Below are 26,382 nucleotides of genomic sequence, written 5' to 3'. Positions count from 1 at the left end.
CTAATTCCTTTATCTAGTCTAGCATTCGAAAAAGGCAATGCAATCGTTGCGAGGAAAATAACGATAAAATTAATTAAAATCTTAAACAATCAACACGTGTTCTTTTAAAGAAAGAAAAAACGGGGGGAACAAACCGCACCATCGACTTTTTTCAAGTGCTTACGTATAATAGGGGAAGAGAAAAAGCCGAGAAGCAGATGCTTAGCGGACAAAAGAGGGTAGCGAGCATGTCTTTAAAAGAAAAAATTATTGCAGAAAGCAAGCGGCTTGGCATCGACAAGATCGGGTTTGCTTCAGCGGAGCCGTTTTTGGCATTGGAGCCTTCCTTGCGGGAACAAAAAGCCAAAGGCCATACGTCTGGTTTTGAGCATCCCGTGATCGAAGAGCGTATCTATCCTGAACGGACATTTGAAAATCCGCAAACGATCATTGCGATCGCTCTGGCTTATCCGACAAAAATCAAAGAGAAAGTCCCGCGGGATGAAAAACGTGGCATGTTTGCCCGTGCCTCGTGGGGCATCGATTACCATGATATTTTGCGAGAACGGTTGGATCGCTTGATCGCCTTTATCAAAGAACAAGCACAAACGATGGAAGAACAAGTCGAATGGCGTTTCGCACCGCAAGTCGATACAGGGGAATTGGTGGATGTGGCGGCAGCGCAGCGGGCGGGTCTTGGCTTTATCGGTCGTAATGGCTTGCTGATCACAGAGGAATTTGGTTCGTTTGTTTATCTCGGGGAGATCGTCACTAATATCTCTCTTGAACCGGATGAAGAGGTCCCGTTTGGTTGTGGGGATTGCATGCGTTGTGTGACGGCTTGCCCCACCAAAGCGTTATTGGGCGATGGTCGGATGAATGCCCAGCGCTGTTTGTCCTATCAAACCCAGACGAAGGGCATGATGCCAGAAGAGTACCGCAAAAAGATGCATAACGTGATTTACGGTTGCGATATTTGTCAGCTGGTCTGCCCTTATAATCGGGGGAAAGACTTCCATTTTCATCAAGAGATGGAGCCTGAAGTCGATACCGTTTATCCAAAACTGCAACCGATGCTGTCTTTATCAAACAAAGCCTTCAAAGCACAATTTGGCCATCTATCTGGCTCTTGGCGGGGGAAAAAACCTCTGCAGCGTAATGCCATCATCGCCTTAGCCAATGTGGGAGACCGCAGTGCCTTGCCAGCGATTTGGCGCTGTGCGACAGAAGACGTGCGCCCAGTGATTCGAGGAACGGCTTATTGGGCCATTGGCCAGTTGGGCGTCAAAGAACCAGAAATGTGGTTAGAGCGACTGCAACGGTGTGCAGAGTTAGAACCCGAAGAAGAGGCGCTACAAGAATTGCAGCCTGCCATCGAACGATTGCAAGCAGTCATTACCAAAAAGCAGGAAAAAGAGCTATAAAAAAAGCAAAACGAGCCCGGGGCCGTTTTGCTTTTTTATTTAATCTAGTACGTCATCACTTTCAACGATTTCTTCTGAATCCAGTTCAAAATCAGGTGCTGGATGCACACGTTCAGGCAGTTCCATTTCTAACTCGCCGTCTTCTGTATACTGATTGTCGGTATCGGCAACGTCAATTAAAATTTCTTCAGGAAGCTCTTGTTCTAACCGATAGCCTTCTGCATGACGCGCATCGAGTAATTCCAAAAGATGTTGCCACTCGTCTTTCGAGATCACTACAACGTCAATGCCGTCTTTGTTTTGTACCTCCACAACAGAGGAAAGATCGGTGCCGACCGTTTTAATGATCGATTCCAACGACCATTTACTCGTTTCTAAGTCAATTTTTTGTGCCATAAGAATTACTCCTTTTTGTGAAAAATTTTGTCCTACCTTAATTGTAACGGGAAAGTTGTAGAAAACAAAATAGCTTGATTGGGAATCGTCGCTGATATGCGCAAGAACATTTGCACAGCGGCTTTAACCAAGGTAAGATAAGAGCAAGAAGGGAAGGAATAAAAATGACAGAAAAACAGACATTTCATGTGAATGGGTATTTAGCACTGGTTGTGCTAATCGGGTTATTAGTTGGCGGCGGTTATTTGTTTTATCATGGGTTCGTAAATGAGAGCGTTCTCGAAATCGTTCTCAGTATTCTTTTATGGATCGTTTCGTTTCTTTTCCTTAGTTCGTTAACGATCGTACAACCCAACCAAGCCAAAGCGATCCTCTTTTTTGGGCAATATTTAGGAACCATTAAAGACAACGGCTTGTTTGTGACAACCCCATTAACCCAAAAAATCAATGTTTCATTGAAAGTCCGCAACTTTAACAGTTCGCTGTTGAAGGTCAATGATTCAGACGGAAACCCGATCGAGATCTCGGCAGTGGTGGTATTTAAAGTTGTAGATACCGCTAAAGCATTGTTTGATGTCGATTATTACCAAGACTTCATTGAGATCCAAAGTGAAACAGCGATTCGTCATATTGCGACGCAATACCCTTATGACACGTTCAATGACGATGATCTGACGTTGCGAGGCAATACAAGTGAAGTCTCGGAGGAGCTGGCAAAAGAATTGCAGGAACGATTAGCTGTTGCCGGGGTCGAAGTCATAGAGACCCGCTTAAATCACCTCGCGTATGCGACTGAGATCGCTAGTGCGATGCTGCAGCGCCAACAAGCTAAAGCAATTTTATCAGCACGGCAAATCATTGTTGAAGGGGCCGTCTCCATGACACAAATGGCGTTAGAACAAATCGAAGACGGACAGGACATCAATTTCACAGATGACCGCAAAGTCCAACTGATCAATAATTTATTGGTGTCGATCATTACCGATAAAGGCACACAGCCGGTGATCAATACGGGGGATGTCAAAGAGAAAGGAGTGTAGCATTTGAAGAAACTTTACATCAAACAGAAGGTTTTCAGCATCGGCGAAAAATTTACCGTGACCGATGACTTACAAAACCCTCGCTATTATGTCGAAGGCAGTTTTTTTAAGATCCCGAAAAGTTTTACGATCTTCAATGAGCAGCAGCGACCGATCGCGGAGATCACCAAAAAAGTGTTCAGTTTATTACCGAAATTTTTTGTGGAAGTCCACGGCCAAGAAGCGATCGTTTTAGAAAAACATTTCACATTTTTTAAAGCCCGCTATTCCATCAGTGCAGAAGGCATCGATGTGGACGGCAATTGGTGGGATATGGATTTTGTGGTTAACCGCAACGGTAAGCGAATCGCAGAGATCCACAAAAAATGGATCTCTTGGGGCGATACCTATGAAGTCGTGATCTATGAAGAAGATCTAGATGACCTGATCATTGCATTAGTGGTAGCCATCGATCGCGTCAAAGCAGATGATGCCGCAGCATCAAGTTCAGCAAGTAGTTAATGATTGTTATTTAATACCGATGACAGTTAAAAGCAAACTTATCAAAAGAGTCCTACAGCAAACGGGACTCTTGTTTTTTTAAAAAACTATTGACATTTGTCCAAACTCGAATATATAATGGAAGCGTATTCAGGGTAATTGAATAATTTTCCTTATGTTAGAGTGTTACTGTTTAATCAGGCATTACTATAGGGCTCGATTTGATCGAAACCTATAGTAATGCCTTTTTTTTATTTTGAAAGGATGGGAGTTGGATGAAGGTTACACAGTCCTATAATCAGAATGCTGTTTCAGTACTTGATGATAGTGGCAAAGAACTTATTTTAATCGGGAAAGGAATCGGTTTTGGGAAGAAGAAAGGGGATGTTATTGATATACGAAAAGCTTCAAAAATTTTTCGTTACTATTTTTCAAACTATGAGAAAAAGGTTATTGATTCATTAGTTGAAATTCCTGAAGAGATACTGTTGATGGCAGAAGAAATAACGGTTGGAGCTAGTGAACGACTACAAGAGAAATTAAATCCAGGATTTTTGATTTCATTATCGGCACATATTCAATTCACAATAGAAAGAACAAAAGAATATGGAGAGGTAGTCAATCCATTAAATTATGAACTGAAATATATCTATCCAAAAGAGTACAAAGTAGCAGAATGGGCAGTGAATTATTTACGTAGGGAGTATGATTTAGAACTTTATGATTCAGAAATTACTTTTTTCACGCTTCATTTTGTCAACGGATTACAAAGCAGTGGTGCGATTGCAGAAGTTATGGAAGTTAGCAATATATTAGGCGATATTACCCAAATTATTGATATTGAATTCAAGAATAAATTAAACAAAGAATCTATTTATTATTCGAGATTCATCGTGCACTTACGTTACTTTGTCATCAGAAAATTAGGGGATAAAACATCACCAAATCCAGAAATCCAAGATCTTTATGATTACGTATCTGATAAATTCATCGATGCTAATACGATCGTACAACAAGTAGATCAATTACTAAAAACAAAATATAATTTCGATTTTGGTTATGATGAAAATCTGTATTTATTATTACATGTTCAACGTCTCATAGACGACAACATCAAAAAATAAGTGCAGGAAAGAAAGGATGATAAAAATGAAATTGATCATTGTGGCTTGTGGCGGAGGGATTGCAACGTCAGCAACGGTAGCAACGAAGATAAATGATAAATTGAGAGAATTAAAATTATCCAGTAAAGCTAAAGTTGAAGCGGTTGATATTAAATCTTTGGACACTCATATTTCAACAGCTGATTTATACGTCTCAATCACACCAATGGCCAAAAAGTCAAAAGAATATAGTATCCCCACGGTAAATGGTATTTCATTCTTAACAGGGGTTGGATCGGAAGATACGATGAATCAAATTGTTGAGTTGCTTGATTTAAAATAATTGAAAGGAGAATTTAAATGGAAGTTTTGGCGAATATTTTTCAGAGTATTCTGGATATGGGAGCAGCTGTTTTTTTACCAATCGTACTAACGATTATAGGGATCATTGTTGGTCTTAAGCCAGCGAAGTCTTTCTCCTCAGGTTTGACCCTTGGAGTAGCCTTCATTGGCATTAGTTTGGTCATTGACTTTATGGGAACGACTGTAGGAACTGCTTCACAAGAGTTCGTAACAAACTTAGGTATTCAGTTAAATGCACTGGACATGGGCTGGGCACCAGCTTTAGGTCTAGCCTGGACGTGGAGGTATGCCTTTTTAATGTTTCCAGTGCAAATTGGTTTGAATATTCTTTTGCTAATTATCGGTTGGACAGCAACACTGAATGTAGACATGTGGAATGTTGCAAATAAAATTTTTACTGCCTATATTGTCGCAAGTGTAACAGGCAATGCAATTATTGGTTTTGCGGTAGCAATCATCCAAATAATTGCAGAATTAAAAAATGCCGATGCAACAAAGAATCAATTACAAGAACTTACTGGAATTCCTGGTGTTTCTATGCCGCATCCAATGTTCTTATCGAATATTATCTTTTATCCTATTAGCCGCTTGTTAGATAAAGTGCCTTTTATGAGGAAGACTGTAAATGTTGAGACTTTACAAGAAAAAATTGGCATTTTTGGAGAAACTCATGTCATGGGGTTCATTATCGGTACCCTAGTAGGATTGTTTGGAGGTCAAGGAATTCAGTCGCTAATGACGGGTGTTCAAGCTGGTGCCGCACTGACCTTATTTCCGATGGTTTCCAAATTGTTTATGACCGCACTGACTCCTATTTCTGATGCAGCTAATAACTATATAAAAAAGAAATTTCCTGGAAGGGATTTGGTTATTGGATTAGATTGGCCAATCTTAGCTGGAAACTCTGAGATATGGGTAGCCATCATATTTACCATTCCAGTTGCGTTAGGCCTTTCATTGATTCTACCTGAGAACATTGTCCTTCCGTTTGGTAATCTTATGAACGTCTGTGTCTGTGCAGCTGCATTTATAAGTTGTAAAGGAAATTTGAAAAAAATGTTGTTTATCAGTTGGATTATGGTACCTATTCTGTTGTGGTCAGCTAGTTCGTTTGCTCCTATGCTTACCCAGTTAGCAATCGATAACGGAACTTCTTTGCCCGATGGTCAATTAATGGCTTGGTGGGGCATGGATATTTCAGAAATAAGATGGGCAATTGTTGAGGCGTTGCAGGGGAATATTTTTGGCTATATAGGAGTAGTTGGATTGGCTATCTTAAGTTTCTTTTATTTTAAGTGGCAAAAAGAAGAGGAGCATAATGCAGGAGTCAGAATGGGAATTATTGATAGCAAATAAGGATCGGTGAAGTAAATGAGAGCGGTAACATGGCATGTTCTAGTTGTTTTAGCTGTTTTTTTCTTGATAATAGCTGCTATTACAAAAAGTGTATCAGCCACCACAATCTGCGTTATTTTATGCGTTTGGTTGAGGAAAAGAAGCCATTTAGTAGAGTTACCAACAATTTATCAGAAAAAGGGACTAACAAAATTTTATACAAATAATCTGGTTAGAAAGAAGGAATCCAAATGAAGAAAGTCATGTTCTATGCGCCAAAAGATATTAGAGTAGAAGAAGCCACAATTCCTGAACCCGGTTTTGGAGAAGTAGTGGTAAAAAATCATGTGACTTTAACCTGTGGAACAGATGTCAAAACCTATATGCGTGGCTATCGATATGAGCCACCCTTTTCCATGGGGCATGAAACTGCGGGAACAGTTTTCAAAATTGGTGAAGGGGTGGAAAACTTCAAAGTAGGTGATCGAGTAGTTCCTCATAATTCAGCGCCTTGTAATCATTGCTACTATTGTAAAAATGGATTGCATTCATTGTGTGATGAATTGATTCAAAATCAATTCACAAATGGTGGGTACGCTGAATATCAACTGATTCCTAAAGCGATAGTAGAGCAGAACATGTTTTTGATTCCCGAAAATATGAGTGATAAGCAAGCAGCATTACTTGAACCATTAGCCTGTGCAGTATACGGAATAGATAATGTTCCTATTAAACTAGGAGATACAGTTTGCGTCAATGGCTGTGGACCAATTGGATTAATGTTCATCCGCTTGGCTTATTTAAGAGGAGCAAGAGTGATTGCTTGTGATTTGTCTTTGAGTCGGTTAAGACTTGCAGAAAAATTAGGAGCAGCAGAGATCATTCAAATTGCTAAAGACACCAATCAAGTCGAAGCAGTAAGAAAATTAACGGAAAATAGTCGTGGTGTAGATTCAGTTATTGAAGCAGTTGGTTTGCCTGAAGTTTGGGAGCTTTCGATAGATATGGTTAGAAAAGGTGGTTTTGTTTTATGTTTTGGTGGTACTAAAAAAGATGTTAAGGTACCCATTGATACTACCAGACTACATTATGATCAAATTACATTAAAGGGAGTTTTCCATACGACACCTGAACACGTAAATCAAGCTTTTGAATTATTAAAGATGAATGCAATCAAGGCGGAAGATTTTGTTCAAAAAGAGTACGATATCGAGAACGTTGAGCAAGCAATTCTCGAACATGCGGCTGGAGATGTTATCAAAAACTGTATTTCATATACGAATTAGGATGGTATTGCTATGGAAAGGTTTGAATTTGAAGATTTTTTAGACGATGAATTAATTTTTACAGAATTTGAAGCGGATAACAAAGAAGAGCTGATTTTTAAGCTAAGTAAAATAATAGAAGAAAAAGGTTACGTCACAAAATACTATGCTAATGATGTCTTGCAACGTGAAAAAAAATACCCCACCGCATTACCAACAGAAGTGATGAGTGTTGCTATTCCACACGCTGAATCAAGTGATAATGTGATGACACCCTCGATTGTTATTGCAAAACTAAAATATCCTATCTCATTTATTGAAATGGGAAGTTTTGATCAAAAAGTTGATGTCAATATTGTTTTTTTATTAGCAGTGAAAGGCAGTAAGACACAATTGAAGTTACTTCCTAAATTGATCAGTATCTTTTCAAATAAAGAAGAAATGAAAAAAATTCAACAAGCAAATAATAGCAAACAAATATTTCAACTAATCAAAGATGCTATGCAAGCATGAGGAGGAGAATATGAATTATTATCATATCAGCGATGCACCATTTATAAAAGAAATGAAAGAGATGACACATAATCTATGGATCAATGGTTGGGCGGAGAATCATGCTGGAAATATTAGCTATCTACTACAAGAGGACGAAGTGAAGCTCTATTTGAATACAGGCCAGTATCGATATGAAAAAGATATTGGCTTTGCAGTACCTGATTTAAAGGGAAGCTATTTTCTGGTTACTGGGGCTGGGAAATCATTTAGAAATGTAGCCAAAGACCCATCAGATTCTCTTGCGATTATTAAAATTAATGATGATGGAACAAAGTACCAACTACTGTGGGGGCTAAGCAGCGGAGGAGAGCCTACAAGTGAGTTTGCTTCTCACTTAATGTGCCATTCTGCTCGATTAAAGGTGGATAATCAGCATAGAGTAATTTTGCACACCCATGCGATGGCGATTACCGCTATGACGTTCATCCATTCTCTGGATGAAGATAGGCTTACAAAAACACTTTGGAAGATGATTACTGAGTGTATCATGACCTTTCCAGATGGAGTATCTGTACTTCCTTGGATGGTTGCTGGAACGAGTGATTTAGGAAAAGCGTCAGCTGAAAAAATGGAGACATCCAGAATTGTTATATGGCCTCAACATGGCATTATGAGTGCGGGGATAAGTATGGATGATGCGTATGGTTTAATAGAAACTGCTGAAAAAGCCGCTAATATTTATCTGTTAGCAAAGCAAGGCCAGAGCGAGGACTGGCGAGACATAAGCGATCAGCAGTTGTGGTCACTTACTGATCGCTTTGATTTAATTCCTAAGCAAGGAATTTTAGAACCTAGATAAAATACCTAAAAGTCCTTGTTTTAAGTCATTAAAGCAAGGGCTTTATAAAATATATAGAGAAAGCAGAGGAAATAATAGTGAAAAAAATAATGAATAATGTCGATGACATTGTCTTAGAAATGTGCCATGGGTTAATCTTAGCGAATTCTGAGCTACTTCTTGATGAAAAATACAAAATTATTTATAAAAAACATCTGAAAAAAGATAAGGTTGCACTTGTATCTGGTGGAGGATCAGGTCATGAACCGGCACATGGCGGCTTTGTAGGCAATGGAATGTTGGATGCAGCAATCTGCGGAGACATTTTTGCATCTCCATCGCAAGTACAGATTTATCAAGGTATAAAAAGAGTAGCAAGTGATAAAGGGGTGCTTTTGCTTGTTAAGAACTATAGTGGAGATATTATGAACTTTAAAAATGCAATGTACTTAGCTCAAGAAGATGGAATCAAAATTGACTATGTAAAAATAGATGACGATATTGCTGTCGAAGATAGTCTATACACTGTAGGAAAACGCGGTGTAGCTGGCACTATTTTCATTGAGAAAATTGTGGGTGCAGCTGCCGAAACTGGTTATAGTCTAAAAGAGCTAAAAAAGTTAGCAGAAACTGCAATTGAACGGACCAAAACAATTGGGTTTGCATTGTCATCTTGTACAGTCCCATCAAAAGGCTCTCCTACATTTGATTTAGGTAATGATGAGATTGAGTTTGGGGTCGGAATTCATGGAGAACCAGGAATCGAGAGGATGAGCTTAAAATCTTCAAAAGAGCTTGCTTCAGAAATGCTTGAAAGATTAGTTGAACAATTACCAATAAGAAGTAAAGACAATAAGGTGGCTTTGATGATCAATGGTTTTGGAGGAACCCCTCTAATGGAGTTGTATATTTTGAATCATGATGCCGCAGAGATTCTTAATCAGATGGAAGTCAATGTTCAGCACACATTTGTAGGTAACTATATGACCAGTATTGATATGCAAGGGGCATCGATTACTCTATTGCTTTTAAATGATCAACTAGAAGAATTTTTAACTCTGCCAGTCAGTATGCTTGGATTCCATTCAAAAAATAAGGGTGAAATAAGCAGTGCAAGTTTCTATTCTCTAAAGAAGGCTCCTCTTAAAAAAGGGGTATATCAATTAGAAACGAAGAAATGTAACGGGAAAATTGATGAGGTGATAACCTTAGAAAATATGATTTTTATTATTGATGTTATGGCAGATGTTATTATCAGAAACGAGCAGAAATTTTGTGAACTTGATTCGTATGCTGGTGATGGAGATTTTGGTATGAGTGTAGCAAAAGGATTCCGTAGTTTAAAAGATCAATGGCAAGAACTTTTGGAAGAAGAAGATTTAAGTATTGCAAAGTTCTTAAATGATGTTTCTTTGATAATAATGGAAAATTGTGGTGGAGCGTCAGGTCCTATTTGGGGCTCAGCTTTTCGGGCAGCCAGCAAGGATACGCAGGGGAAACAAACATTGACCATAAGCGACATGGGCTCAATGTTACAAGCAACAGTCCAAGGAGTCCAAGAAACTGGTAAGCGTTCTTTTGGGCGAGGGGCAAAAGTTGGAGATAAGACATTAATTGATGCTTTAGCACCTTGCGCTGATAAGTGGATGAATATATCTGAGCAAAAAGGATCATGGCAAGAAGCTTTCGATCAAGGTGCAAAGAGTGCCATAATGGGTGCTGAGCAAACAAAAGGATTTGCAGCTAAAATGGGTAGGGCAGGTACAGTTGGCAAAAGGAGTGTAGGGTATCCCGATGCAGGAGCATTTGCACTGGGAGTAATATTTACAGAAATATCTAAAAATCTTACTTTCTCTTAATTTCCACTACTTAACAGTTCGAAAAAAGGAAGGATAAAATCGAAGTCATCATTTTAGAAGACTTATTCATAAAATCTCTCAGAGATTGCTAGTAATTTCGCTGCTCTTTGATTAAAATTAGGTATAAATAAAAGAGAGAAGTGATGTGCATGTTATACGGTTCGATTGAAGCAGGCGGCACAAAATTTGTGTGTGCCATTGGCGATGAAGAAATGACGATCAAGGAAAGAGTGAGCTTTCCGACAACGACACCTGAGGAAACAATGCCTTTAGTCATTGATTTCTTCAAACAATACCAAACAGATTTAGCAGGGATTGGGATTGGCTCATTTGGGCCTATCGATATCCATCACGATTCTGCCACTTATGGGTACATTACCTCAACCCCGAAATTGGCATGGCAAAATTTTGATTTCATCGGTACCATGAAAAAAGAATTTCCGATCCCGATTTCTTGGACAACAGATGTCAATGCGGCTGCCTACGGTGAGTATGTCTTCGGCAGTGGCAAAGGATTGAGTAGTGTCGTTTACTACACGATCGGTACAGGTGTTGGCGGCGGGGCCTTACAAGAAGGGCGCTTTATTGAAGGCTTTAGTCATCCAGAAATGGGGCATATGCTGGTCGTCCCTCATCCAGAAGATGACTTTGCTGGCAGCTGTCCATTTCATGGCAACTGTTTAGAAGGGATGGCAGCTGGACCAGCCATCGAAAAACGCTTAGGGAAAAAAGGACAAGAGGTTGCAGAAGATGATCCTTATTGGGAAATCGAAGCCTCCTATATTGCTCAATGTGCCTACAATACAACTTTGATGTTTTCTCCAGATGTGATCATTTTTGGCGGTGGTGTGATGAAACAGCGCCATATGCTGCAAAACGTCCACGACGCATTTGCAAAATTGGTCAATGGGTATGTCGAAACACCTGAGTTAAGCAAATATATCGTGACCCCAGCATTGGAAGACAACGCTGGAACCCTCGGTTGTTTGGCATTGGCTCGAGAAGCGGTCTTACATTCATAAACAAAAACGGATCATACTCTTCGGGTATGATCTTTTTTTGCAGCGTATCAGTGGCGCTTTTGGCGACTTTTTGTATACTTAAGCTGAGGTGGAAAAGAATGAAATTAGCTGTTCGAAAAAGAAAAATCGGGAATATTCCGGTCTTAGAAGTCGTACCAGAAGAAATGATTTATGAGCCGCTGCCATTGATTATTTACTATCATGGCTGGCAGACGAGTAAAGAATTAGTGTTGACACAAGGCAGAAAGTTGGCTAGAGAAGGTTTTCGGGTGGTCTTGCCAGATGCAGCCAATCATGGGGAGCGCAAGACCCAGCTATCGGAGATTCCTTCTTTAACTTTTTGGCAAAGTATCCAAACCAATCTATTTGAGTTTTCTTACTTAGTCGATTTTTTTGAAAATCTTGGTTTGGTCAACGGTCAGATCGCAGTTGGCGGAGTCTCCATGGGAGGGATGACCACGTGCGGTTTATTGTGCCAGCATCCAGAAATCACAGCGGCAGCTTGTATCATGGGTTCTCCTTCCATGTTGAAATACCGTGACCGCATCCAAATGCACGCTGGCGCTGCTGGGTTCTTTGTACCCGAGGATTATGGTCAGCTATTAAGCTGGATGGATGCTTACGACCTGTCTTCTCAACCAGAGAAATTAGGACAGCGTCCTCTTTTGTTTTGGCATGGTACCCAAGACGAGAAAATTCCTTATGGTGATGTGGAAGCCTTTGTGGCAGAAAATCCAGAAGCAAATCTGCAGTTTATCTCGCGAGAAGAACGCCATCTGGTTCGTGGAGAAACGATGGATCAAGTCACAGCTTTTTTCGTGGCAGAGCTCAATAAAACCAATCCATGACACGGTTCGCTCGAAGAAAAAGATTGTGTGAAAAGGTACAAGCATAAAACTCGTTTTTTGTCACGTGATAACCTATACTGTAGGGTGCAAAAAAAGGAGGAATTGGTTTGACATACCGCGTTTTATTATTTTATAAATACACAACAATTGAAGATCCGGAAAGCTTCGCCAAGGAGCATTTAGCATTTGGGAAAGAAATTGGCATCAAGGGCCGTATTTTAGTAGCCAATGAAGGGATCAATGGCACGCTTTCTGGAACGGTTGAAGCAACGGATCGCTATATGGAAAAAATGGAAGCTGATCCCCGTTTTAAAGGGATTTTTTATAAGATCGACGAAGTAGAAGAACATGCGTTTAAAAAGCTATTCGTTCGTCCGCGCAAAGAATTGGTTTCATTGAACCTTGAAGACGACATCGATCCATTAGAAATGACTGGAAAATATTTAGATCCTAAAGCGTTCAAAGAAGCGCTGTTAGATGAAGATACCGTGGTGATCGATGCCCGTAACGATTATGAATATGATTTAGGCCATTTCCGAGGAGCCGTTCGTCCCGATATCCGCAGCTTCCGTGAGTTGCCGCAATGGATCATCGATAATAAAGAGAAATTCATGGATAAAAAAGTCGTTACTTATTGTACTGGTGGTATCCGTTGTGAAAAATTCTCAGGCTGGCTGCTGCGAGAAGGCTTTGAAGATGTGGCCCAACTTCATGGTGGTATCTTTGCTTATGGGAATGACCCAGAAGTTCAAGGCGAGCTTTGGGATGGCAAAATGTACGTCTTTGATGAACGCATCAGTGTGGAAATCAATCATGTAGATAAAAAAGTCATCGGCCGCGACTGGTTTGATGGCACACCTTGCGAGCGCTATGTAAACTGTGCCAACCCAGAATGCAATCGCCAATTCTTAACTTCTGAGGAAAATCAGGCTGCCCATTTAGGTGCCTGCAGCTATGATTGTGCCATCCACGAACACAACCGTTACGTGGAGCAACATGGAATCACAGAAGCAGAAAAAGCTGAACGGTTAAAAAACTTTGCAACAAAAAACGAAACAGTCACTGCCTAAACCGACAACTGTTTCACAGAAAATGAATGATTAAAAGAGTCGCACGTGAGTCCGAAAACTGGCTTAGCTCAGTCAAGTTTTCAATCTTCCGTGCGACTTTTTTGAATGAACAAAGTTGGAAACGACCGTTTTTTAATTATCTGAAAAATCTAACTATTCCAATTGTTCTTTTTTCTTTCCTATCGAGAAAAAACGCAAGGCTCTCGCATATTTCACGATTTTAGAGTAAACTATACCTAATTGTGGAAGAGGAAAGAGGAATTCAGATGAAAATTGTTATTGCTGGTGCAGGTGCTATGGGCAGCCGTTTTGCTATTATGCTAAAAAGAGGCGGAAATGACGTCACGTTGATCGACGGCTGGCCGGCGCATATCGAAGCGATCCGTGAACACGGATTACGAGCGAACTTAAACGGTGAAGAGATCGCAGTCCCTTTTTCGATCTATTCGCAAAATGAGATCCCAACGACTGTACAAGCAGACTTGATCCTAGTCTTTACTAAAGCGATGCAACTGGATCAAATGATGCAAACGATCAAACCGATGATCGGCGAGCAAACGAAAGTCTTATGCTTATTAAACGGGATCGGTCATGAGGACACGATTGAAAAATATGTTAGCACGGATAAAATCTTTTTAGGAAATACCATTTGGACGGCGGACTTGATTGGTCCTGGTAATGTTCGCTTGTTTGGGGATGGTTCTGTAGAACTGCAAAATATCGAACCGGGGAAAGAAGAAGATGCCCGTCAATTGGCGGCAGTCTTGGCTGATGCTGGGTTGAATGCGTCTTATTCTGAGAACATCCGTTACTCCATCTATCGCAAAGCCTGTGTCAACGGCACCCTAAATGGTTTGTGTTCGATTTTAAATGTGAATATTGCCCAATTCGGACAAACCTCAACGGCGCGTGCGATGGTCCAAACGATCGTGGAAGAATTTGCGGCAGTTGCTGCCCATGAATCTGTTGAACTGGATGTATCCGAAGTAGTCCACCATATTGAGGAAACCTATGATCCAGAAGGAATCGGAATGCACTATCCATCCATGTATCAAGATTTGATCAATAATCATCGCAAAACCGAGATCGATTATATCAATGGCGCAATCTCACGAAAAGGCCGCAAGTACCAAGTCCCAACGCCTTATTGTGACTTTTTGACTCAAATGATCCATGCCAAGGAAGATATTTTAGCAGCAGAGTAACCTAAGTAAATATGGTCTTAAAATGAAAAAACGGCGTATCCTTTTAGGGTTCGCCGTTTTTGGTTCATTTATTGAAAATGTGTTGTAGAGTGCATTTAAAGGTGACGCTATTGTGCAGGCAGATCCGCCATAAACCGTTCGCTACCTTGAAAGACCGCTAATTGATTGACACCAAAGGAACGCAGCAGATCGCTCATCGCTGCAAAATCTAACCGATAGTCACTGGCTTTATGGGCATCAGAACCGAGGGTGAACAATTTCCCACCGACACTTTGGTACAGCGGGATAGCATATTGATAAAGGTGGGCATTTTGATAGGGGCCAAAACTCTTAGCGTTGATTTCCATCGCTAAGTCGCGGGCAACGATTTTTTTGAAGATCGTCGTTAACTCTGTTTCAAAATGGGCGGCCAATTCCTCAGCTGTAAATTGGAAACGTCGCAAGCCATAATCAAAGTGGGTCACGATGTGCCCGTCAGAAAACGAGTCCAACACGTGGGCCATTTGGTCAAAGTATTGTTTGGCGACTGCAAATTTGTCCTTGTTCAACACGGCATCGTCCATATAATCAAAGGTACCGTTTTGATGGATACTGATCAATTTCAAGTCATAGGGATGGCTTTCAAGATAGCGCAAGATTTCTTGTTCTTGACCAGGCACGACACCAATCTCGATGCCTTTTAAGAGTTTCGTCGCTGTGGTCTCTTGCAGCTTCTGGTGGGTATTTACTAGTAATTCATAGTCAGGAATATCATCACGGAATCCCGAATAGGGGTTCTTCAAATCGAAATGATCTGTCGCAACGAAGTAGGCAGGCTGGTAAGCAAGATAATTCTCAAACTGTTCATCTGAATCAAAAGACAAAAATGTATGCAGATGTTGATCATAATAATTCATAAACAAGACTCCTTTTCTTGAATACGATACCACAAAAAAGCAGAAGAAACTATGATTGGCTGAGAAAAGGTTTTCTCTTGGACAATTTTTCGCTTATAATAAATAAGAATAGAGCGAAGGAGTCGGTCAGCCATGAGTATGTACCTTGAAATTCCTGAATTTGAAAGTGAATTTCGTTTTCGAACGTTTCTAAATGATGGGTTGACCATCGTTTATCCCCATGTCCATAAAGAAATCGAGATCATTTACGCTAAGGGCGGCACGGTGAATATTGGTGTTGACGATACGATTATTGAGTTGGAGGAAGGGGATCTGTATCTATTTTCCAGCGGGCAACCCCACTACTTTCTTGCATCACCTGAGAGTGAACGCTATGTCTATCAATTTGATATGCAGCTTTTTGAAGAGCCGCTGCTGCGAGAAAATGAAGTATCCTTGATGACACTCTTTGAAGAAGGGGAGCCCCACAGTAAAAATTGGCCAACGAGTTTTACGGAAAAAATAACAGGTCTCTTGATCGAGTTGTATCAGTTGGAAGAAGAAAATGTTGTTGGGAAGCGTTATTTGACTCTCGGGCTGCTTTACCAGTTGATTGGGGAGTGCTATCAAGGTTTGCCAAAGCGCAAACAAGCCGTCAATCCGCTAAAACGAACGGCCGCGCAATACAAAGAAACCTTGCAGCGTCTGAATGATGTCTTTGAGTACATCGAATCTCATTACCAAGAAGTCTTGACGATGGAGGACACCGCAAGACATGTAGGGTTTAGTCCCCATTATTTCACGCGTTTCTTTAAAACCAATACTGGCAAGACCTTCATGCAGTTTTTGACGGAATACCGCATCAATCAAGCCAAATTTATCTTGGCCAATGAAAAGATCCCCATGGCAGAAGTCGCTGAAAAAGCAGGTTTTGCCAGTGTCAAAACATTTCACCATGTCTTTAAGGAAGCCGTTGGTCAATCACCGTTGCAGTACCAGAAACAACTGAATCAAAATTGATAGAAACAGCCGATGAGCCTTTGCTTGTCGACTGTTTTTTTGTCAATTTAGTGCTATTTTTTCTCGATAGTGTTTTTTTAAGCGCTTTGCATAAATTGTGGAGTGGTTCTTTTTGTTAAAGTTTCATAAGATAATTTTCGGGAATTTTTTCAATGGAAACTGGGAAGAACTGCTTTCGATGTTTCGCTATAATGAGGGGGTAGAAAATAATAAGCGTTTTCAGGAGGAAAGATATGACAGTTAAAGTTGGAATCATTGGGTGCGGTGGGATCGCAAACGGCAAGCACATGCCTGCCTTGTCTCAAGTAGAAGAAGTAGAAATGGTTGCCTTTTGTGATCTGCTGGTTGAACGTGCAGTTGAAGCGAAATCAGCATTTGGGACCGAAGATGCCCAAGTATTCAGCGATTATCAAGAGATGTTGGCACAAGCTGATCTAGATGTGATCCATGTGTGTACACCAAACGCCTCACACGCTGAGTTGACGATTGCCGCACTAGAAGCGGATTGTCATGTCATGTGTGAAAAACCAATGGCAAAAACAGCGGCAGAAGCCAAAGCAATGATCGAAGCAGCCAATAGAACAGGAAAAAAACTCACGATCGGCTACCAAAACCGTTTCAGAAAAGATTCTCGTTATCTTCATGAAGTGTGCGCCGAAGGACAATTAGGAAACATTTATTTTGGGAAAGCTCATGCGATCCGTCGTCGGGCTGTGCCAACTTGGGGTGTTTTCCTTGATGAAGAGGCGCAAGGCGGCGGTCCGTTGATCGATATCGGTACCCACGCATTGGATCTGACCTTATGGATGATGAACAATTACAAACCAAAATTTGTTGTCGGAAAAGCGTATCATGAGTTGTCACAAACCAAAAATGCCGCAAATGCTTGGGGCCCTTGGGACCCAGAGAAATTCTCAGTAGAAGATTCGGCCTTTGGTTTTGTGGTCATGGAAGATGGCGCAACGATTTTCTTAGAAGCCAGCTGGGCACTCAACAGTTTGGACGTGAAAGAAGCCAAAACGACACTGATGGGTAGCAAAGCCGGTGCGGATATGAACAACGGTTTGACCATCAATGGGGAAGACCACAGCTTGCTGTATGAAAAAAATATCGAACTTGAAACAGGCGGCGTTGATTTTTATGAAGGAAACGGGGAGACGCCAGAAATTTTAGAAGCACAATCGTGGATCCATGCGATCATCAACGATACCGAACCAGTGGTCAAACCTGAAGAAGCAATGGTCGTGACGGAGATTTTAGAAGCGATCTACAAATCATCGCAAACCGGTGAGCCAGTCTACCTATAAGAACTGCTGGAAGAAAAGGAGCGAGCATAAATGACAAAACCGAAAATCGCTTTACAGCTTTGGAGTATTCAAGAGGACTGCAAGACAGATCTTTTTGAAGCGTTGAAAACAGTAAAACAAAACGGCTATGACGGTGTTGAATTTGCCGGTTATCATGGACACAGTGCTGTTCAGATCAAAGAAATGCTGGAGCAGTTGGATTTGGCGGTCGCGGCTTCCCATATCCCGTTTGAAGCATTGCAAGATCTTTTTGAAGAAACCGTCGCTTTTGAAAAAACGATTGGCAATCAACGGATCGTGATTCCGTATGCCAGCTTTGATTCTTTGGAAAAATGGCAAGCCTTTGCTGCGGAGCTGACCCAGATCACCCAAAAGTTGCAAGCAGAAGGGCTGACTTGCTACTACCACAACCATGCCCATGAATTTACTGAAGTTGCTGGAGAATCCATGATCGATGAACTGATCAAAGACAATCCGCAACTGCGTTTGGAAGCCGACCTTTACTGGTTAGCCTTTGCAAACGTGGCTGTTTTACCTTGGCTAAAGGAACGCGAAACGAAGGTCGGTTTGGTTCATATCAAAGATATGCAAGAGCAGCCGCAGGAAAGCACCGAGATCGGCAATGGGATTTTACCAATCAAGTCGTATGTAGAAGCAGCTAAAGCATTAGAACTACCATGGCTGATCGTCGAGCAGGAAGCGTTTCAAAAATTCGCTCCTTTAGAAGCCAGCGGGATTGATTATCTGCAATTAAAAAACATCGTAGAGGAGGTCTACCAATGATCCATGTTACGGTATGGAACGAGTTTCGTCATGAAAAAACAAATGAGACCGTCCAAAAAATGTATCCAGAAGGAATCCATGGTCAAATTGCCAAGTTTTTAGAAGAGGATGATTTCCAAGTGCGAACGGCGACCCTTGATGAACCAGAACACGGGTTGACGGAGCAAGTATTGGCTGACACGGATGTGTTGGTTTGGTGGGGCCATATGGCGCATGAAGAAGTCGATGATGCTATCGTTGCTCGTGTGCAGCAGCGTGTATGGGAAGGAATGGGACTGATTGTCTTGCATTCCGGCCATTTTTCGAAAATCTTTAAAACCTTGATGGGAACGTCGTGCGATTTGAAATGGCGGGTAGACGATCAGCATGCGCGGATCTGGAATATCAATCCAAGCCACCCAATCGTTGAAGGAGTCGGCGAATGGATCGAACTAGAGCAAGAGGAAATGTATGGCGAGCACTTTGATATTCCAGCGCCGGATGAATTGATTTTTGTCAGCTGGTTCCCTGGTGGTGAAGTTTTCCGCAGCGGCTGTACATTCCGCCGTGGGAATGGCAAGATTTTCTATTTCCAGCCTGGTCATGAGACATTCCCAAGCTATTACAATCCCAAAGTGCAAAAAGTGATCCAAAATGCGGCTCGCTGGTGTGCACCAACAGAAAATCGTTACCCAACATATGGGCATTTTCAAGCAATTGAGGAGGAAAGAAAATGAAATTAGGTGTTTTTACCCCATTATTCAATCAACTTAGCTTTGAAGAAATGATCGATGAAGTAGCGAAAAAAGGGCTCCAAACCGTTGAGATCGGTACCGGTGGTTCTCCCGGCAATGCCCACTTAGACATTGACCGTTTACTAGCAAGTGAAGCAGAGCGAAAAGAATACTTAGCGAAATTAGCTGATAAAGGATTGGAAATCTCAGCTTTGAGCTGTCACAACAACCCAATCTCTCCATTAAAAGCAGAAGCGCAAGAAGCCGATGAACTTTTGCGCAAAACCATCAAATTAGCCAGCTTAATGAATGTACCTGTTGTGAACGGATTTTCAGGCGTTTCAGGCGGAAATGCAACAGATACGCAAGTCAACTGGCCAGTATTGCCATGGCCAACGGAATACGATGACAATTATAATTATCAATGGGAACAAAAACTGATTCCTTATTGGAAAGGCATCAACACGGAAGCGGAAGCGGCTGGTGTTAAAATCGGGATCGAACTTCATGGCGGCTTTTTGGCACATACTCCTTATACGATGTTGAAACTGCGAGATGCTGCGGGGAAAGCCATCGGCTGTAACTTGGATCCAAGTCATTTATGGTGGCAAGGGATCGACCCAGTGGCAGCGGTCAAAATCTTAGGGGAAGCCGATGCGATCCATCACTTCCATGCCAAAGATACGTATTTGGACCAAGACAATATCAACATGTATGGCTTGACGGACATGCAGCCATATAGCAATGTCAAAACCCGAGCTTGGACCTTCCGTTCAGTCGGTTGCGGCCACAGCTTACAAGTCTGGTCAGATATTATTTCTGCGCTTAGAATTTATGGGTATGATTATGTCTTGAGTATTGAACATGAAGATCCAATCATGTCCATTGATGAAGGACTGACTCGTGCCATCAGTAACTTGAAGACGATTATGATCCGTGAAGAAGCTTCATCCATGTGGTGGGCATAAGAAGAAAACCGAGGAGTGTCAGACATGAGTGCAATCAATTTTGCAGTAATCGGATATGGCGGCATGGGTGCGTACCATGTCCACAATATCTTACCAAATGAAAACGAACGAATCCACATCGTAGGAACTTACGATATCAATGAAGAACGTCAAGCGATCTCACAAGAAAAAGGCCATAAGATCTTTAAAAGCTATGATGAAGTCTTAGCCGATGAGACGATCGAAGCAGTATTGATCGCCACACCTAATGACTTGCATAAAGAGTTATCGATCGCTGCGTTGAAAGCAGGCAAACATGTTGTTTGCGAGAAGCCTGTTGCGCTGAATACTACGGAACTAGATGAGATCGTGGCGGTTGCCCAAGAAACTGGCAATACCTTTATGGTTCACCAAAACCGCCGTTGGGATCCTGATTTTTTACTTGTACGCGAACTGTACCGTAATGGACAGATCGGCGATTTGTTCCAATTAGAATCACGGGTCCAAGGGGCAAACGGCATCCCAGGAGACTGGCGTCATGTGAAAAAACAAGGCGGGGGAATGCTCTTAGACTGGGGCGTTCACTTGCTGGATCAAATGCTATGGCTGATCGACAGCCCAGTGAAAGACGTCAAAGCGGATCTTAGCTTTGTGTTGGGGGAAGAAGTCGATGATGGGTTCTTCGCTCTGATTACTTTTGAAAATGGGGTCAAAGCAGTCGTGGAAGTTGGAACCTCCAATTACACGCAATTGCCTCGCTGGTACATCAAAGGAACAGAAGGAACAGCCACCATCACCGATTGGGATCTAAATGGGGAAATGGTTCAGGCAACAGGTCGCGAAGACGTGGCCGCACCAAAACCAGTTCAAGCAGGCGTTGGCTTGACGAAAACGATGGCACCGCCATCGGAATTGGCAGCCAAAGAGATCCCTTTCCCGAAAGCCGAAGCGGATTTTGAACCTTTCTACAAGAATTTTTACAACGTTGTACGCAACGGTGCCGAACCTATCGTTAAAAACGAAGAAGTCCGAGCAGTGATGCAGTTGATTGAACGCATTTTTGCCACAGCGTAAGAGAAAAAGTCCCCGCCAGATAATTGGTGAGGGACTTTTTTCTACTTCATATAGTTTGTTTAAACGAATCTACCATGCAATATAGGCATCATTGACAAGCGAACCGCTTATTATGAATGTTCGGATAGGAGAATAGCCGATATTTCAACATAATAATCAACATATGATAGATACGGATAAAGATAGTTTAAATCACAGTTATTTTTCCTATTGTTAGTTCAATGTTTAGAGGGAGCAATATAAATTATACTGCTCTTTTTGTCTACATGATTGTTCATTAATTATCTAAATAATATACATTCACAAGAATATTTTGGTTGTGATTTCCAAATCCTTTTCCAAACAGGGTCAGCCCTCCTTTATTTTTAGCATTTTCTTCAATTTCTAATCGTAATTTTATAAAAGGGGAATTATGTAACTGCAAATCATCAATGGTAACTTCTGAGTAGCATTCACCATCAATACCAGTATCTAGTTTATTGATTCGAATATGCTTGAGTAAACCGTATTGGCTAAAACGATCGTTCCACCATAACGGAGTATATCGACCTCGAGTATCAGAAAAGTTTCCCGGAACTGTATAAATAGCTACTTTGACATCATTAACAAATATTGAAATATCGCTAGGCCAAATATTGTTCGACAAAGGAAATTCTGAGGCTAATTCCATGCTGATCTCTAACAGTTCAGGGGTTTCAGATTCTTGTAAGAGGTTCGGGATTTTGTACTCCACAAAGCCTTGATTGAACCACAGTAAGGCTGCATTAACTCGATTAGAATCCAAGAAATACTTTGGGTCATCGGACTTTCCTACTACTTCTTTAACTGTCGCCAGTCCACACGTTGGACTGACAGAAAAATCTGTGAAGTGTCCAATGTTTAAATCTGTAGAATGAAGTCTGAATGCTTGGTAGATTCGCTCGGGGAAAGTGATGTGGATATCATCTACTTTCAAAAAAACCATCTTTTTATTTCTATTGGTGCCAATCCCTCGTTCAGAATCGAGGAGTCCAGCATCTTCCATTTTTTGTACATGACGTGTGGTAATCGCACTGCTGATATGTAATTCTTTGGCAATTTCACTAATACTTTTTTTCTCGTTACCGATGAAATGAATTATTTTCAAGCGTGTTTCACTTGCCAACGCTTCATAAACCGGTAGGGAATGTTTCGTTAAATCTAGCTCCATTTCTTCTGTCTCCTTAACTTATTAGTTAAAATGTGTGCTGAGGATGTGGCTCGAGCTTATATCTTCATTAACCAAAAAGTTGTTTTTGTAAAATTACTATATCATAACATTGACAGCGTTTGCAACAGGTGTTAACTTAAATTTTGTAAACGAAAACAATAATAAGAATCTACTGATTGGTTAAATAGTAAATGGCAGTCGAAGGTTAATGGATTAACTAATTAGTAAAACGGAGGGTGACGATGAAAGTGAATAAGATAGCAAAATGGGTAGTATTGGGGGTCTGTACAGGTGTCTTGGCTGGTTGCGGTGGTTCTTCGGGAGGGACAGGAAACAACAAGAATGAAATCACTTTTTGGAATCCATTTACCGGGGCGGATGGATCAAACATGGTTGCAATGATTGATGCTTATAACAAAACTGATCCTGAATTCAAAATTAAAAATGTGTCATTACAAGAAGGCGATATGTATTCAAAAATCCCAACAGTTGTTAATTCGGGGAAAAACATTCCCGATCTAAACATTGTTCACGCAGAACGGATCAAGCAGTATAAAGACAATGGTATGCTAGAAAGTTATGATGACTTGCTAGGCGATTATGAAAATATCAATAAAGATAATTATGTAGCAGAAGCTTGGAATCTTGGAGAGCTAGATGGCACACGATATAGCATTCCACTTGATATCCATAGTTGGGGCACATATTACAACAAAGAATTAGTAGAGAAATATGCGCCCGGTGCATTAGATGATAATATTTTAACTTTTGATGAAATCAAAGAAGCAGGTAAAAAAGCTGCGGCAGATGATATTCGTGGCGTTGCTGTTACTTGGGTAAAGCCTAATTTCTTATCCTTGATGAAACAAAATGGTGGTATTCTTACCGAAAATGGAACGGATCCAACTTTAGATACGTCGGAGTCGAAAGATGCGATTGGTATGTGGAAAGAACTATATGACGAAGGAGTTACAACAAAAGATGGTGAAGATCCTAGTCAGTTGTTCCTTGCTGGAAAATTAATCTTTTTTCCAGAAGGTATTTGGATGCAAAACAATATCAAAGAAGCTGAATTTGAATGGGGATTGACTAACTCACCACAATTATCTAATGACTTGAGTGAAACAGTTAACTGGGCATCTTCTCACCAATTTGTCCTTTTTAAAAGTGAAGAGCGTAGCGCAGAGAAAGAAAAAGGTATTATGGACTTTCTAGAATGGATTCGTACAAACTCGCTTGAGTGGGCGAAGGCCGGTCAAAACCCAGCTACATTGGACATCTTGAACGATGAAGAATATCAAGAGATGCCACAGTCGTTGTTTATCTCGACTCCAGAACAACAAGCAACATTGAGTATTTTTGATTATAAATATAATGGTTATGTCTCCGAATATATAGATGCACACGGATTTGATACGATTTTTGGCAAGCAAGAAGTCGATGATTTTACTTCTGGTATGCAAAAAGAAGTAGCTGATAAGATTTCAAAAGACAGTACAAATAATTAACCATAAACAGTATCAGCTTAGATCTGTGCTGATACTGTTTTCTTTAGAAGGGAGCAAAATGTATGATTACGTCAATAGAAAAAACAAAGACGAAAAAATCTACCAATAAAGAATGGTCAGCATGGCTTTTCATTGCACCTCATTTAATCATTTTTCTGATTTTTTTTCTGATACCTATAATTTTTGGTGTGTACATCTCTTTTACTGATTGGGATTTGTTCAATACACCGACATTCGTTGGTTTGGATAACTATAAAGAATTATTTTTCAATACTGAGTCTACTTTTTATACCCAGTTAAGAATAGGTTTGACCAATACTTTTATTTTTGTTATTTGTACTGTTCCTTTTTGTATCATGGTTCCTTTATTGTTGGCAGCGGCATTGAATACAAAGCCATTTTTAAGCAAACTTTTTCAGTCTATCTTCTATATGCCGTCACTTTTCGCAATTTCAGCTATCGTGATTATTTGGACACTGATTTTTAATGTCAACTATGGGCCAATCAACACACTATTCAATACAACGACACCTTGGACTGGTACACAGCCTTATGCTTGGATTGCTTTGGTCGTGGTAACGGTTTGGTGGACGATTGGCGGTAATATGATTATTTATCAAGCAGCTTTGAATGGGATTCCCAAAGATTATTATGAAGCTGCGGATATTGACGGTGCAACTGCCATCCAAAAGTTTTTTAAAATCACCTTACCATCGATTCGTGGACAGCTTTTATATACGGTAGTAATGACAACGATTGCTCAATTCAATGTTTATGGACAGCCACTGATGTTGACTGGTGGTGGTCCAAACAACTCGACACGAGTTTTACTGATGTATATTCAGCAAAATGCTTTTGGATCAGGTCAATCAATCGCTGGTATCGCTTCGGCAATGGCAGTTATCCTAGGTCTCTGTATCATGGTTATTTCCGCCATTCAGTTCAAGTTTTTACGAGTGAAAAGCTAAGGGAGGTCTGTAAGAATGAAAAAAAAATCTGTTTCATCGTTTGTTGCATTTGTTTTTCTTTTGCTAATGTCCACAATCTGGCTTGTTCCTTTGTTATATGGCGTCCTAACTTCGTTTAAGTCAGAAATGGAATTGATGACTGCTGGATTCAAAATTTTGCCTATAGAATGGGTGCTAACTAACTATACAGAACTCCTTGTCAACAATACGAGTACACCTTTGGTTAGATGGTTTTTGAACTCGATGTTGATCGCAATCAGTCACACTTTGTTAGTGCTGATTGTCGTTTCTTTTTCTGCATTTGCATATAGTCGTTTACATTTCAGAGGGAAGAATGTCTTGTTTTCTTTTCTATTAGCAACAATGATGTTTCCTTCAGTTGTTAACCTAATTCCACTTTATAAAATTGTTGATATTTTTGGCTGGGTCAATACACCATTGGCGATGATCGTACCTGGTGCGGCCGGAGTATTCAATATTTTCTTAGTCAAGCAATTTATGGACAATATTCCTAAAGATTTTGATGAGGCTGCTCAAATCGATGGAGCAAGTGAATTTACAATTTTCACGCGTATTATTTTACCTTTGATCAAACCAGTCTTGCTTGTTGTCTCGTTATTTTCATTCACAGGATCTTGGAATGATTTTTTGTGGCCGTCGATTGTCTTCAATGATATCGAGAAAATGCCAATTACTTCGGGATTGCGTTTGCTTCAAGGAATGTATCAAGCACAGCCAACATTATTGATGGCAGGTGCATTGATTGCCATCATTCCAACATTTCTATTGTACTTATTTGCTCAAAAATACTTCTTGCAATCGATGTCACTTTCGGTTGGAGTGAAAGGATAAAGTGATGAAAAGAAGAATCGAACGACGATTAGTCCTGATTATGGGGGGATGGCAAATCTTCGATGGACTGATTACAATCATCTTTTACGGTTTAGGCAACCAATTGAATCTCTTGGGGGTAAATAGTGACAATCAGGTTCACCTTGAACAATTGAATGTAAGCTATGGTAACATTTTTTTATTTGTTAGTAGTTTTGGTGTCATGCTAATTGGTTTGGGGATTAGTAATATTTTGCTGAGCAAAAAGTATATCAAAGATGATCGCGTTCATTTCAAAATAGGCGTTTATCTGTTGATCCAAGGATTGTTATCATATTTCATTCTAGATATTTTAAGTTTAATTTTAGCAATGGCAGCTGGGGTGCTGTTAATAGCAAAAAATAAGTCTATTCAAATGAAAGAAAAGATGATTTAGCAGGAGGTA

The 26,382-nt window shown here is 40.6% G+C and carries 27 protein-coding genes; 24 read left to right on the top strand and 3 right to left on the bottom strand.

Going from position 1 to position 26,382, the window contains the following annotated elements; genetic code table 11:
• Positions 1 to 227: 227 nt before the first annotated feature.
• Complete coding sequence (gene queG, locus FJU10_RS05220) at positions 228 to 1,403, top strand: tRNA epoxyqueuosine(34) reductase QueG (protein WP_034872140.1); 1,176 nt, start codon at positions 228 to 230, stop codon at positions 1,401 to 1,403.
• Positions 1,404 to 1,442: 39 nt separating this feature from the next.
• On the opposite strand, the gene FJU10_RS05215 is transcribed toward queG, so the two are convergent.
• On the bottom strand, positions 1,443 to 1,799 hold the full coding sequence (locus FJU10_RS05215) for a hypothetical protein (RefSeq protein WP_008379558.1): 357 nt from the start codon (positions 1,797 to 1,799) through the stop codon (positions 1,443 to 1,445).
• Positions 1,800 to 1,963: 164 nt separating this feature from the next.
• On the opposite strand from FJU10_RS05215, the gene FJU10_RS05210 reads away from it, so the two are divergent.
• From FJU10_RS05210 to FJU10_RS05150, 13 genes are all read left to right on the top strand, one after another.
• A complete protein-coding gene (locus FJU10_RS05210; RefSeq protein WP_008379560.1) occupies positions 1,964 to 2,839 on the top strand; it encodes an SPFH domain-containing protein in 876 nt (291 codons plus the stop codon).
• A gap of 3 nt (positions 2,840 to 2,842) precedes the next feature.
• Entirely contained in the window at positions 2,843 to 3,340 is a 498-nt protein-coding gene (locus tag FJU10_RS05205; protein WP_005233908.1) for an LURP-one-related/scramblase family protein, read from the top strand.
• 254 nt (positions 3,341 to 3,594) lie between these two features.
• Positions 3,595 to 4,443 carry a PRD domain-containing protein gene (locus FJU10_RS05200; RefSeq protein ID WP_140965329.1) on the top strand — a complete coding sequence of 283 codons (849 nt, stop codon included), beginning with the start codon at positions 3,595 to 3,597 and terminating at the stop codon, positions 4,441 to 4,443.
• Between the two features lie 25 nt (positions 4,444 to 4,468).
• The gene (locus FJU10_RS05195; RefSeq protein ID WP_081119296.1) at positions 4,469 to 4,765 is read left to right on the top strand and encodes a PTS sugar transporter subunit IIB; all 297 of its coding nucleotides are present in this window, start codon (positions 4,469 to 4,471) and stop codon (positions 4,763 to 4,765) included.
• Between the two features lie 17 nt (positions 4,766 to 4,782).
• A complete protein-coding gene (locus tag FJU10_RS05190; protein WP_140965328.1) occupies positions 4,783 to 6,141 on the top strand; it encodes a PTS galactitol transporter subunit IIC in 1,359 nt (452 codons plus the stop codon).
• 230 nt (positions 6,142 to 6,371) lie between these two features.
• Positions 6,372 to 7,406 carry a zinc-binding dehydrogenase gene (locus FJU10_RS05185; RefSeq protein ID WP_140965327.1) on the top strand — a complete coding sequence of 345 codons (1,035 nt, stop codon included), beginning with the start codon at positions 6,372 to 6,374 and terminating at the stop codon, positions 7,404 to 7,406.
• 12 nt (positions 7,407 to 7,418) lie between these two features.
• Positions 7,419 to 7,898: a PTS sugar transporter subunit IIA gene (locus FJU10_RS05180; protein ID WP_140965326.1), complete on the top strand. Its 480-nt coding sequence runs from the start codon at positions 7,419 to 7,421 to the stop codon at positions 7,896 to 7,898.
• A gap of 10 nt (positions 7,899 to 7,908) precedes the next feature.
• Positions 7,909 to 8,739, top strand: a complete 831-nt coding sequence (gene rhaD / locus FJU10_RS05175; RefSeq protein WP_140965325.1) for a rhamnulose-1-phosphate aldolase — start codon at positions 7,909 to 7,911, stop codon at positions 8,737 to 8,739.
• A gap of 77 nt (positions 8,740 to 8,816) precedes the next feature.
• A complete protein-coding gene (gene dhaK, locus FJU10_RS05170; RefSeq protein WP_140965324.1) occupies positions 8,817 to 10,577 on the top strand; it encodes a dihydroxyacetone kinase subunit DhaK in 1,761 nt (586 codons plus the stop codon).
• 149 nt (positions 10,578 to 10,726) lie between these two features.
• A complete protein-coding gene (gene scrK, locus FJU10_RS05165) occupies positions 10,727 to 11,599 on the top strand; it encodes a fructokinase ScrK (RefSeq protein WP_140965323.1) in 873 nt (290 codons plus the stop codon).
• A 98-nt stretch (positions 11,600 to 11,697) separates the two neighbouring features.
• Positions 11,698 to 12,447, top strand: coding sequence for an alpha/beta fold hydrolase (locus tag FJU10_RS05160; protein WP_015510359.1), 750 nt, complete (start codon positions 11,698 to 11,700; stop codon positions 12,445 to 12,447).
• Positions 12,448 to 12,554: 107 nt separating this feature from the next.
• Entirely contained in the window at positions 12,555 to 13,517 is a 963-nt protein-coding gene (locus FJU10_RS05155; RefSeq protein ID WP_010749997.1) for a rhodanese-related sulfurtransferase, read from the top strand.
• Between the two features lie 266 nt (positions 13,518 to 13,783).
• Entirely contained in the window at positions 13,784 to 14,722 is a 939-nt protein-coding gene (locus FJU10_RS05150; protein WP_005228196.1) for a 2-dehydropantoate 2-reductase, read from the top strand.
• A gap of 107 nt (positions 14,723 to 14,829) precedes the next feature.
• On the opposite strand, the gene FJU10_RS05145 is transcribed toward FJU10_RS05150, so the two are convergent.
• On the bottom strand, positions 14,830 to 15,618 hold the full coding sequence (locus FJU10_RS05145; RefSeq protein WP_060791485.1) for a PHP domain-containing protein: 789 nt from the start codon (positions 15,616 to 15,618) through the stop codon (positions 14,830 to 14,832).
• Between the two features lie 132 nt (positions 15,619 to 15,750).
• Between FJU10_RS05145 and FJU10_RS05140 the strand changes: the two genes are divergently transcribed.
• The 6 genes from FJU10_RS05140 to FJU10_RS05115 all read left to right on the top strand — a co-directional run bounded on the left by FJU10_RS05140 (position 15,751) and on the right by FJU10_RS05115 (position 21,441).
• Positions 15,751 to 16,617 carry an AraC family transcriptional regulator gene (locus FJU10_RS05140; RefSeq protein ID WP_140965322.1) on the top strand — a complete coding sequence of 289 codons (867 nt, stop codon included), beginning with the start codon at positions 15,751 to 15,753 and terminating at the stop codon, positions 16,615 to 16,617.
• Between the two features lie 233 nt (positions 16,618 to 16,850).
• Complete coding sequence (locus tag FJU10_RS05135; RefSeq protein ID WP_005228203.1) at positions 16,851 to 17,924, top strand: Gfo/Idh/MocA family protein; 1,074 nt, start codon at positions 16,851 to 16,853, stop codon at positions 17,922 to 17,924.
• Between the two features lie 30 nt (positions 17,925 to 17,954).
• Positions 17,955 to 18,707: a sugar phosphate isomerase/epimerase family protein gene (locus tag FJU10_RS05130; protein ID WP_077452144.1), complete on the top strand. Its 753-nt coding sequence runs from the start codon at positions 17,955 to 17,957 to the stop codon at positions 18,705 to 18,707.
• A complete protein-coding gene (locus FJU10_RS05125; protein ID WP_077452142.1) occupies positions 18,704 to 19,423 on the top strand; it encodes a ThuA domain-containing protein in 720 nt (239 codons plus the stop codon). Before FJU10_RS05130 ends, FJU10_RS05125 begins: the two co-directional genes overlap by 4 nt.
• On the top strand, positions 19,420 to 20,388 hold the full coding sequence (locus FJU10_RS05120; protein WP_077452140.1) for a sugar phosphate isomerase/epimerase family protein: 969 nt from the start codon (positions 19,420 to 19,422) through the stop codon (positions 20,386 to 20,388). The genes FJU10_RS05125 and FJU10_RS05120 overlap by 4 nt, the downstream gene beginning before the upstream one ends.
• A gap of 24 nt (positions 20,389 to 20,412) precedes the next feature.
• Positions 20,413 to 21,441 carry a Gfo/Idh/MocA family protein gene (locus tag FJU10_RS05115; protein WP_140965321.1) on the top strand — a complete coding sequence of 343 codons (1,029 nt, stop codon included), beginning with the start codon at positions 20,413 to 20,415 and terminating at the stop codon, positions 21,439 to 21,441.
• Positions 21,442 to 21,718: 277 nt separating this feature from the next.
• Here FJU10_RS05115 and FJU10_RS05110 read toward each other — a convergent pair whose 3' ends face one another.
• Positions 21,719 to 22,630: an ArsR/SmtB family transcription factor gene (locus FJU10_RS05110; RefSeq protein ID WP_077452136.1), complete on the bottom strand. Its 912-nt coding sequence runs from the start codon at positions 22,628 to 22,630 to the stop codon at positions 21,719 to 21,721.
• A 242-nt stretch (positions 22,631 to 22,872) separates the two neighbouring features.
• Between FJU10_RS05110 and FJU10_RS05105 the strand changes: the two genes are divergently transcribed.
• The 4 genes from FJU10_RS05105 to FJU10_RS05090 all read left to right on the top strand — a co-directional run bounded on the left by FJU10_RS05105 (position 22,873) and on the right by FJU10_RS05090 (position 26,373).
• The gene (locus FJU10_RS05105; protein WP_140965320.1) at positions 22,873 to 24,138 is read left to right on the top strand and encodes an extracellular solute-binding protein; all 1,266 of its coding nucleotides are present in this window, start codon (positions 22,873 to 22,875) and stop codon (positions 24,136 to 24,138) included.
• A 62-nt stretch (positions 24,139 to 24,200) separates the two neighbouring features.
• Positions 24,201 to 25,106 carry a carbohydrate ABC transporter permease gene (locus tag FJU10_RS05100; RefSeq protein ID WP_086291699.1) on the top strand — a complete coding sequence of 302 codons (906 nt, stop codon included), beginning with the start codon at positions 24,201 to 24,203 and terminating at the stop codon, positions 25,104 to 25,106.
• 15 nt (positions 25,107 to 25,121) lie between these two features.
• Positions 25,122 to 25,958, top strand: a complete 837-nt coding sequence (locus FJU10_RS05095) for a carbohydrate ABC transporter permease (protein ID WP_086291700.1) — start codon at positions 25,122 to 25,124, stop codon at positions 25,956 to 25,958.
• A 4-nt stretch (positions 25,959 to 25,962) separates the two neighbouring features.
• Positions 25,963 to 26,373: a hypothetical protein gene (locus tag FJU10_RS05090; protein WP_140965319.1), complete on the top strand. Its 411-nt coding sequence runs from the start codon at positions 25,963 to 25,965 to the stop codon at positions 26,371 to 26,373.
• Positions 26,374 to 26,382 lie beyond the last annotated feature (9 nt).

The sequence above is a fragment of the Enterococcus sp. OL5 genome, assembly GCF_006491895.1.
GTDB lineage: Bacteria > Bacillota > Bacilli > Lactobacillales > Enterococcaceae > Enterococcus_D > Enterococcus_D innesii.
This window is presented reverse-complemented; position numbering and strand designations above follow the sequence as displayed.

Bases quoted from the DNA above. Each gene is read 5' to 3' on its own strand.
- FJU10_RS05195 (WP_081119296.1), top strand. From the start codon at position 4,469: ATGAAATTGATCATTGTGGCTTGTGGCGGAGGGATTGCAACGTCAGCA.
- FJU10_RS05215 (WP_008379558.1), bottom strand. From the start codon at position 1,799: ATGGCACAAAAAATTGACTTAGAAACGAGTAAATGGTCGTTGGAATCG.
- FJU10_RS05210 (WP_008379560.1), top strand. From the start codon at position 1,964: ATGACAGAAAAACAGACATTTCATGTGAATGGGTATTTAGCACTGGTT.
- FJU10_RS05125 (WP_077452142.1), top strand. From the start codon at position 18,704: ATGATCCATGTTACGGTATGGAACGAGTTTCGTCATGAAAAAACAAAT.
- FJU10_RS05115 (WP_140965321.1), top strand. From the start codon at position 20,413: ATGAGTGCAATCAATTTTGCAGTAATCGGATATGGCGGCATGGGTGCG.
- FJU10_RS05135 (WP_005228203.1), top strand. From the start codon at position 16,851: ATGACAGTTAAAGTTGGAATCATTGGGTGCGGTGGGATCGCAAACGGC.
- FJU10_RS05110 (WP_077452136.1), bottom strand. From the start codon at position 22,630: ATGGAGCTAGATTTAACGAAACATTCCCTACCGGTTTATGAAGCGTTG.
- FJU10_RS05200 (WP_140965329.1), top strand. From the start codon at position 3,595: ATGAAGGTTACACAGTCCTATAATCAGAATGCTGTTTCAGTACTTGAT.
- FJU10_RS05120 (WP_077452140.1), top strand. From the start codon at position 19,420: ATGAAATTAGGTGTTTTTACCCCATTATTCAATCAACTTAGCTTTGAA.
- FJU10_RS05140 (WP_140965322.1), top strand. From the start codon at position 15,751: ATGAGTATGTACCTTGAAATTCCTGAATTTGAAAGTGAATTTCGTTTT.
- FJU10_RS05180 (WP_140965326.1), top strand. From the start codon at position 7,419: ATGGAAAGGTTTGAATTTGAAGATTTTTTAGACGATGAATTAATTTTT.
- FJU10_RS05100 (WP_086291699.1), top strand. From the start codon at position 24,201: ATGATTACGTCAATAGAAAAAACAAAGACGAAAAAATCTACCAATAAA.
- FJU10_RS05190 (WP_140965328.1), top strand. From the start codon at position 4,783: ATGGAAGTTTTGGCGAATATTTTTCAGAGTATTCTGGATATGGGAGCA.
- FJU10_RS05150 (WP_005228196.1), top strand. From the start codon at position 13,784: ATGAAAATTGTTATTGCTGGTGCAGGTGCTATGGGCAGCCGTTTTGCT.
- FJU10_RS05130 (WP_077452144.1), top strand. From the start codon at position 17,955: ATGACAAAACCGAAAATCGCTTTACAGCTTTGGAGTATTCAAGAGGAC.
- FJU10_RS05145 (WP_060791485.1), bottom strand. From the start codon at position 15,618: ATGAATTATTATGATCAACATCTGCATACATTTTTGTCTTTTGATTCA.
- FJU10_RS05095 (WP_086291700.1), top strand. From the start codon at position 25,122: ATGAAAAAAAAATCTGTTTCATCGTTTGTTGCATTTGTTTTTCTTTTG.
- rhaD (WP_140965325.1), top strand. From the start codon at position 7,909: ATGAATTATTATCATATCAGCGATGCACCATTTATAAAAGAAATGAAA.
- scrK (WP_140965323.1), top strand. From the start codon at position 10,727: ATGTTATACGGTTCGATTGAAGCAGGCGGCACAAAATTTGTGTGTGCC.
- FJU10_RS05160 (WP_015510359.1), top strand. From the start codon at position 11,698: ATGAAATTAGCTGTTCGAAAAAGAAAAATCGGGAATATTCCGGTCTTA.
- queG (WP_034872140.1), top strand. From the start codon at position 228: ATGTCTTTAAAAGAAAAAATTATTGCAGAAAGCAAGCGGCTTGGCATC.
- FJU10_RS05105 (WP_140965320.1), top strand. From the start codon at position 22,873: ATGAAAGTGAATAAGATAGCAAAATGGGTAGTATTGGGGGTCTGTACA.
- FJU10_RS05185 (WP_140965327.1), top strand. From the start codon at position 6,372: ATGAAGAAAGTCATGTTCTATGCGCCAAAAGATATTAGAGTAGAAGAA.
- FJU10_RS05090 (WP_140965319.1), top strand. From the start codon at position 25,963: ATGAAAAGAAGAATCGAACGACGATTAGTCCTGATTATGGGGGGATGG.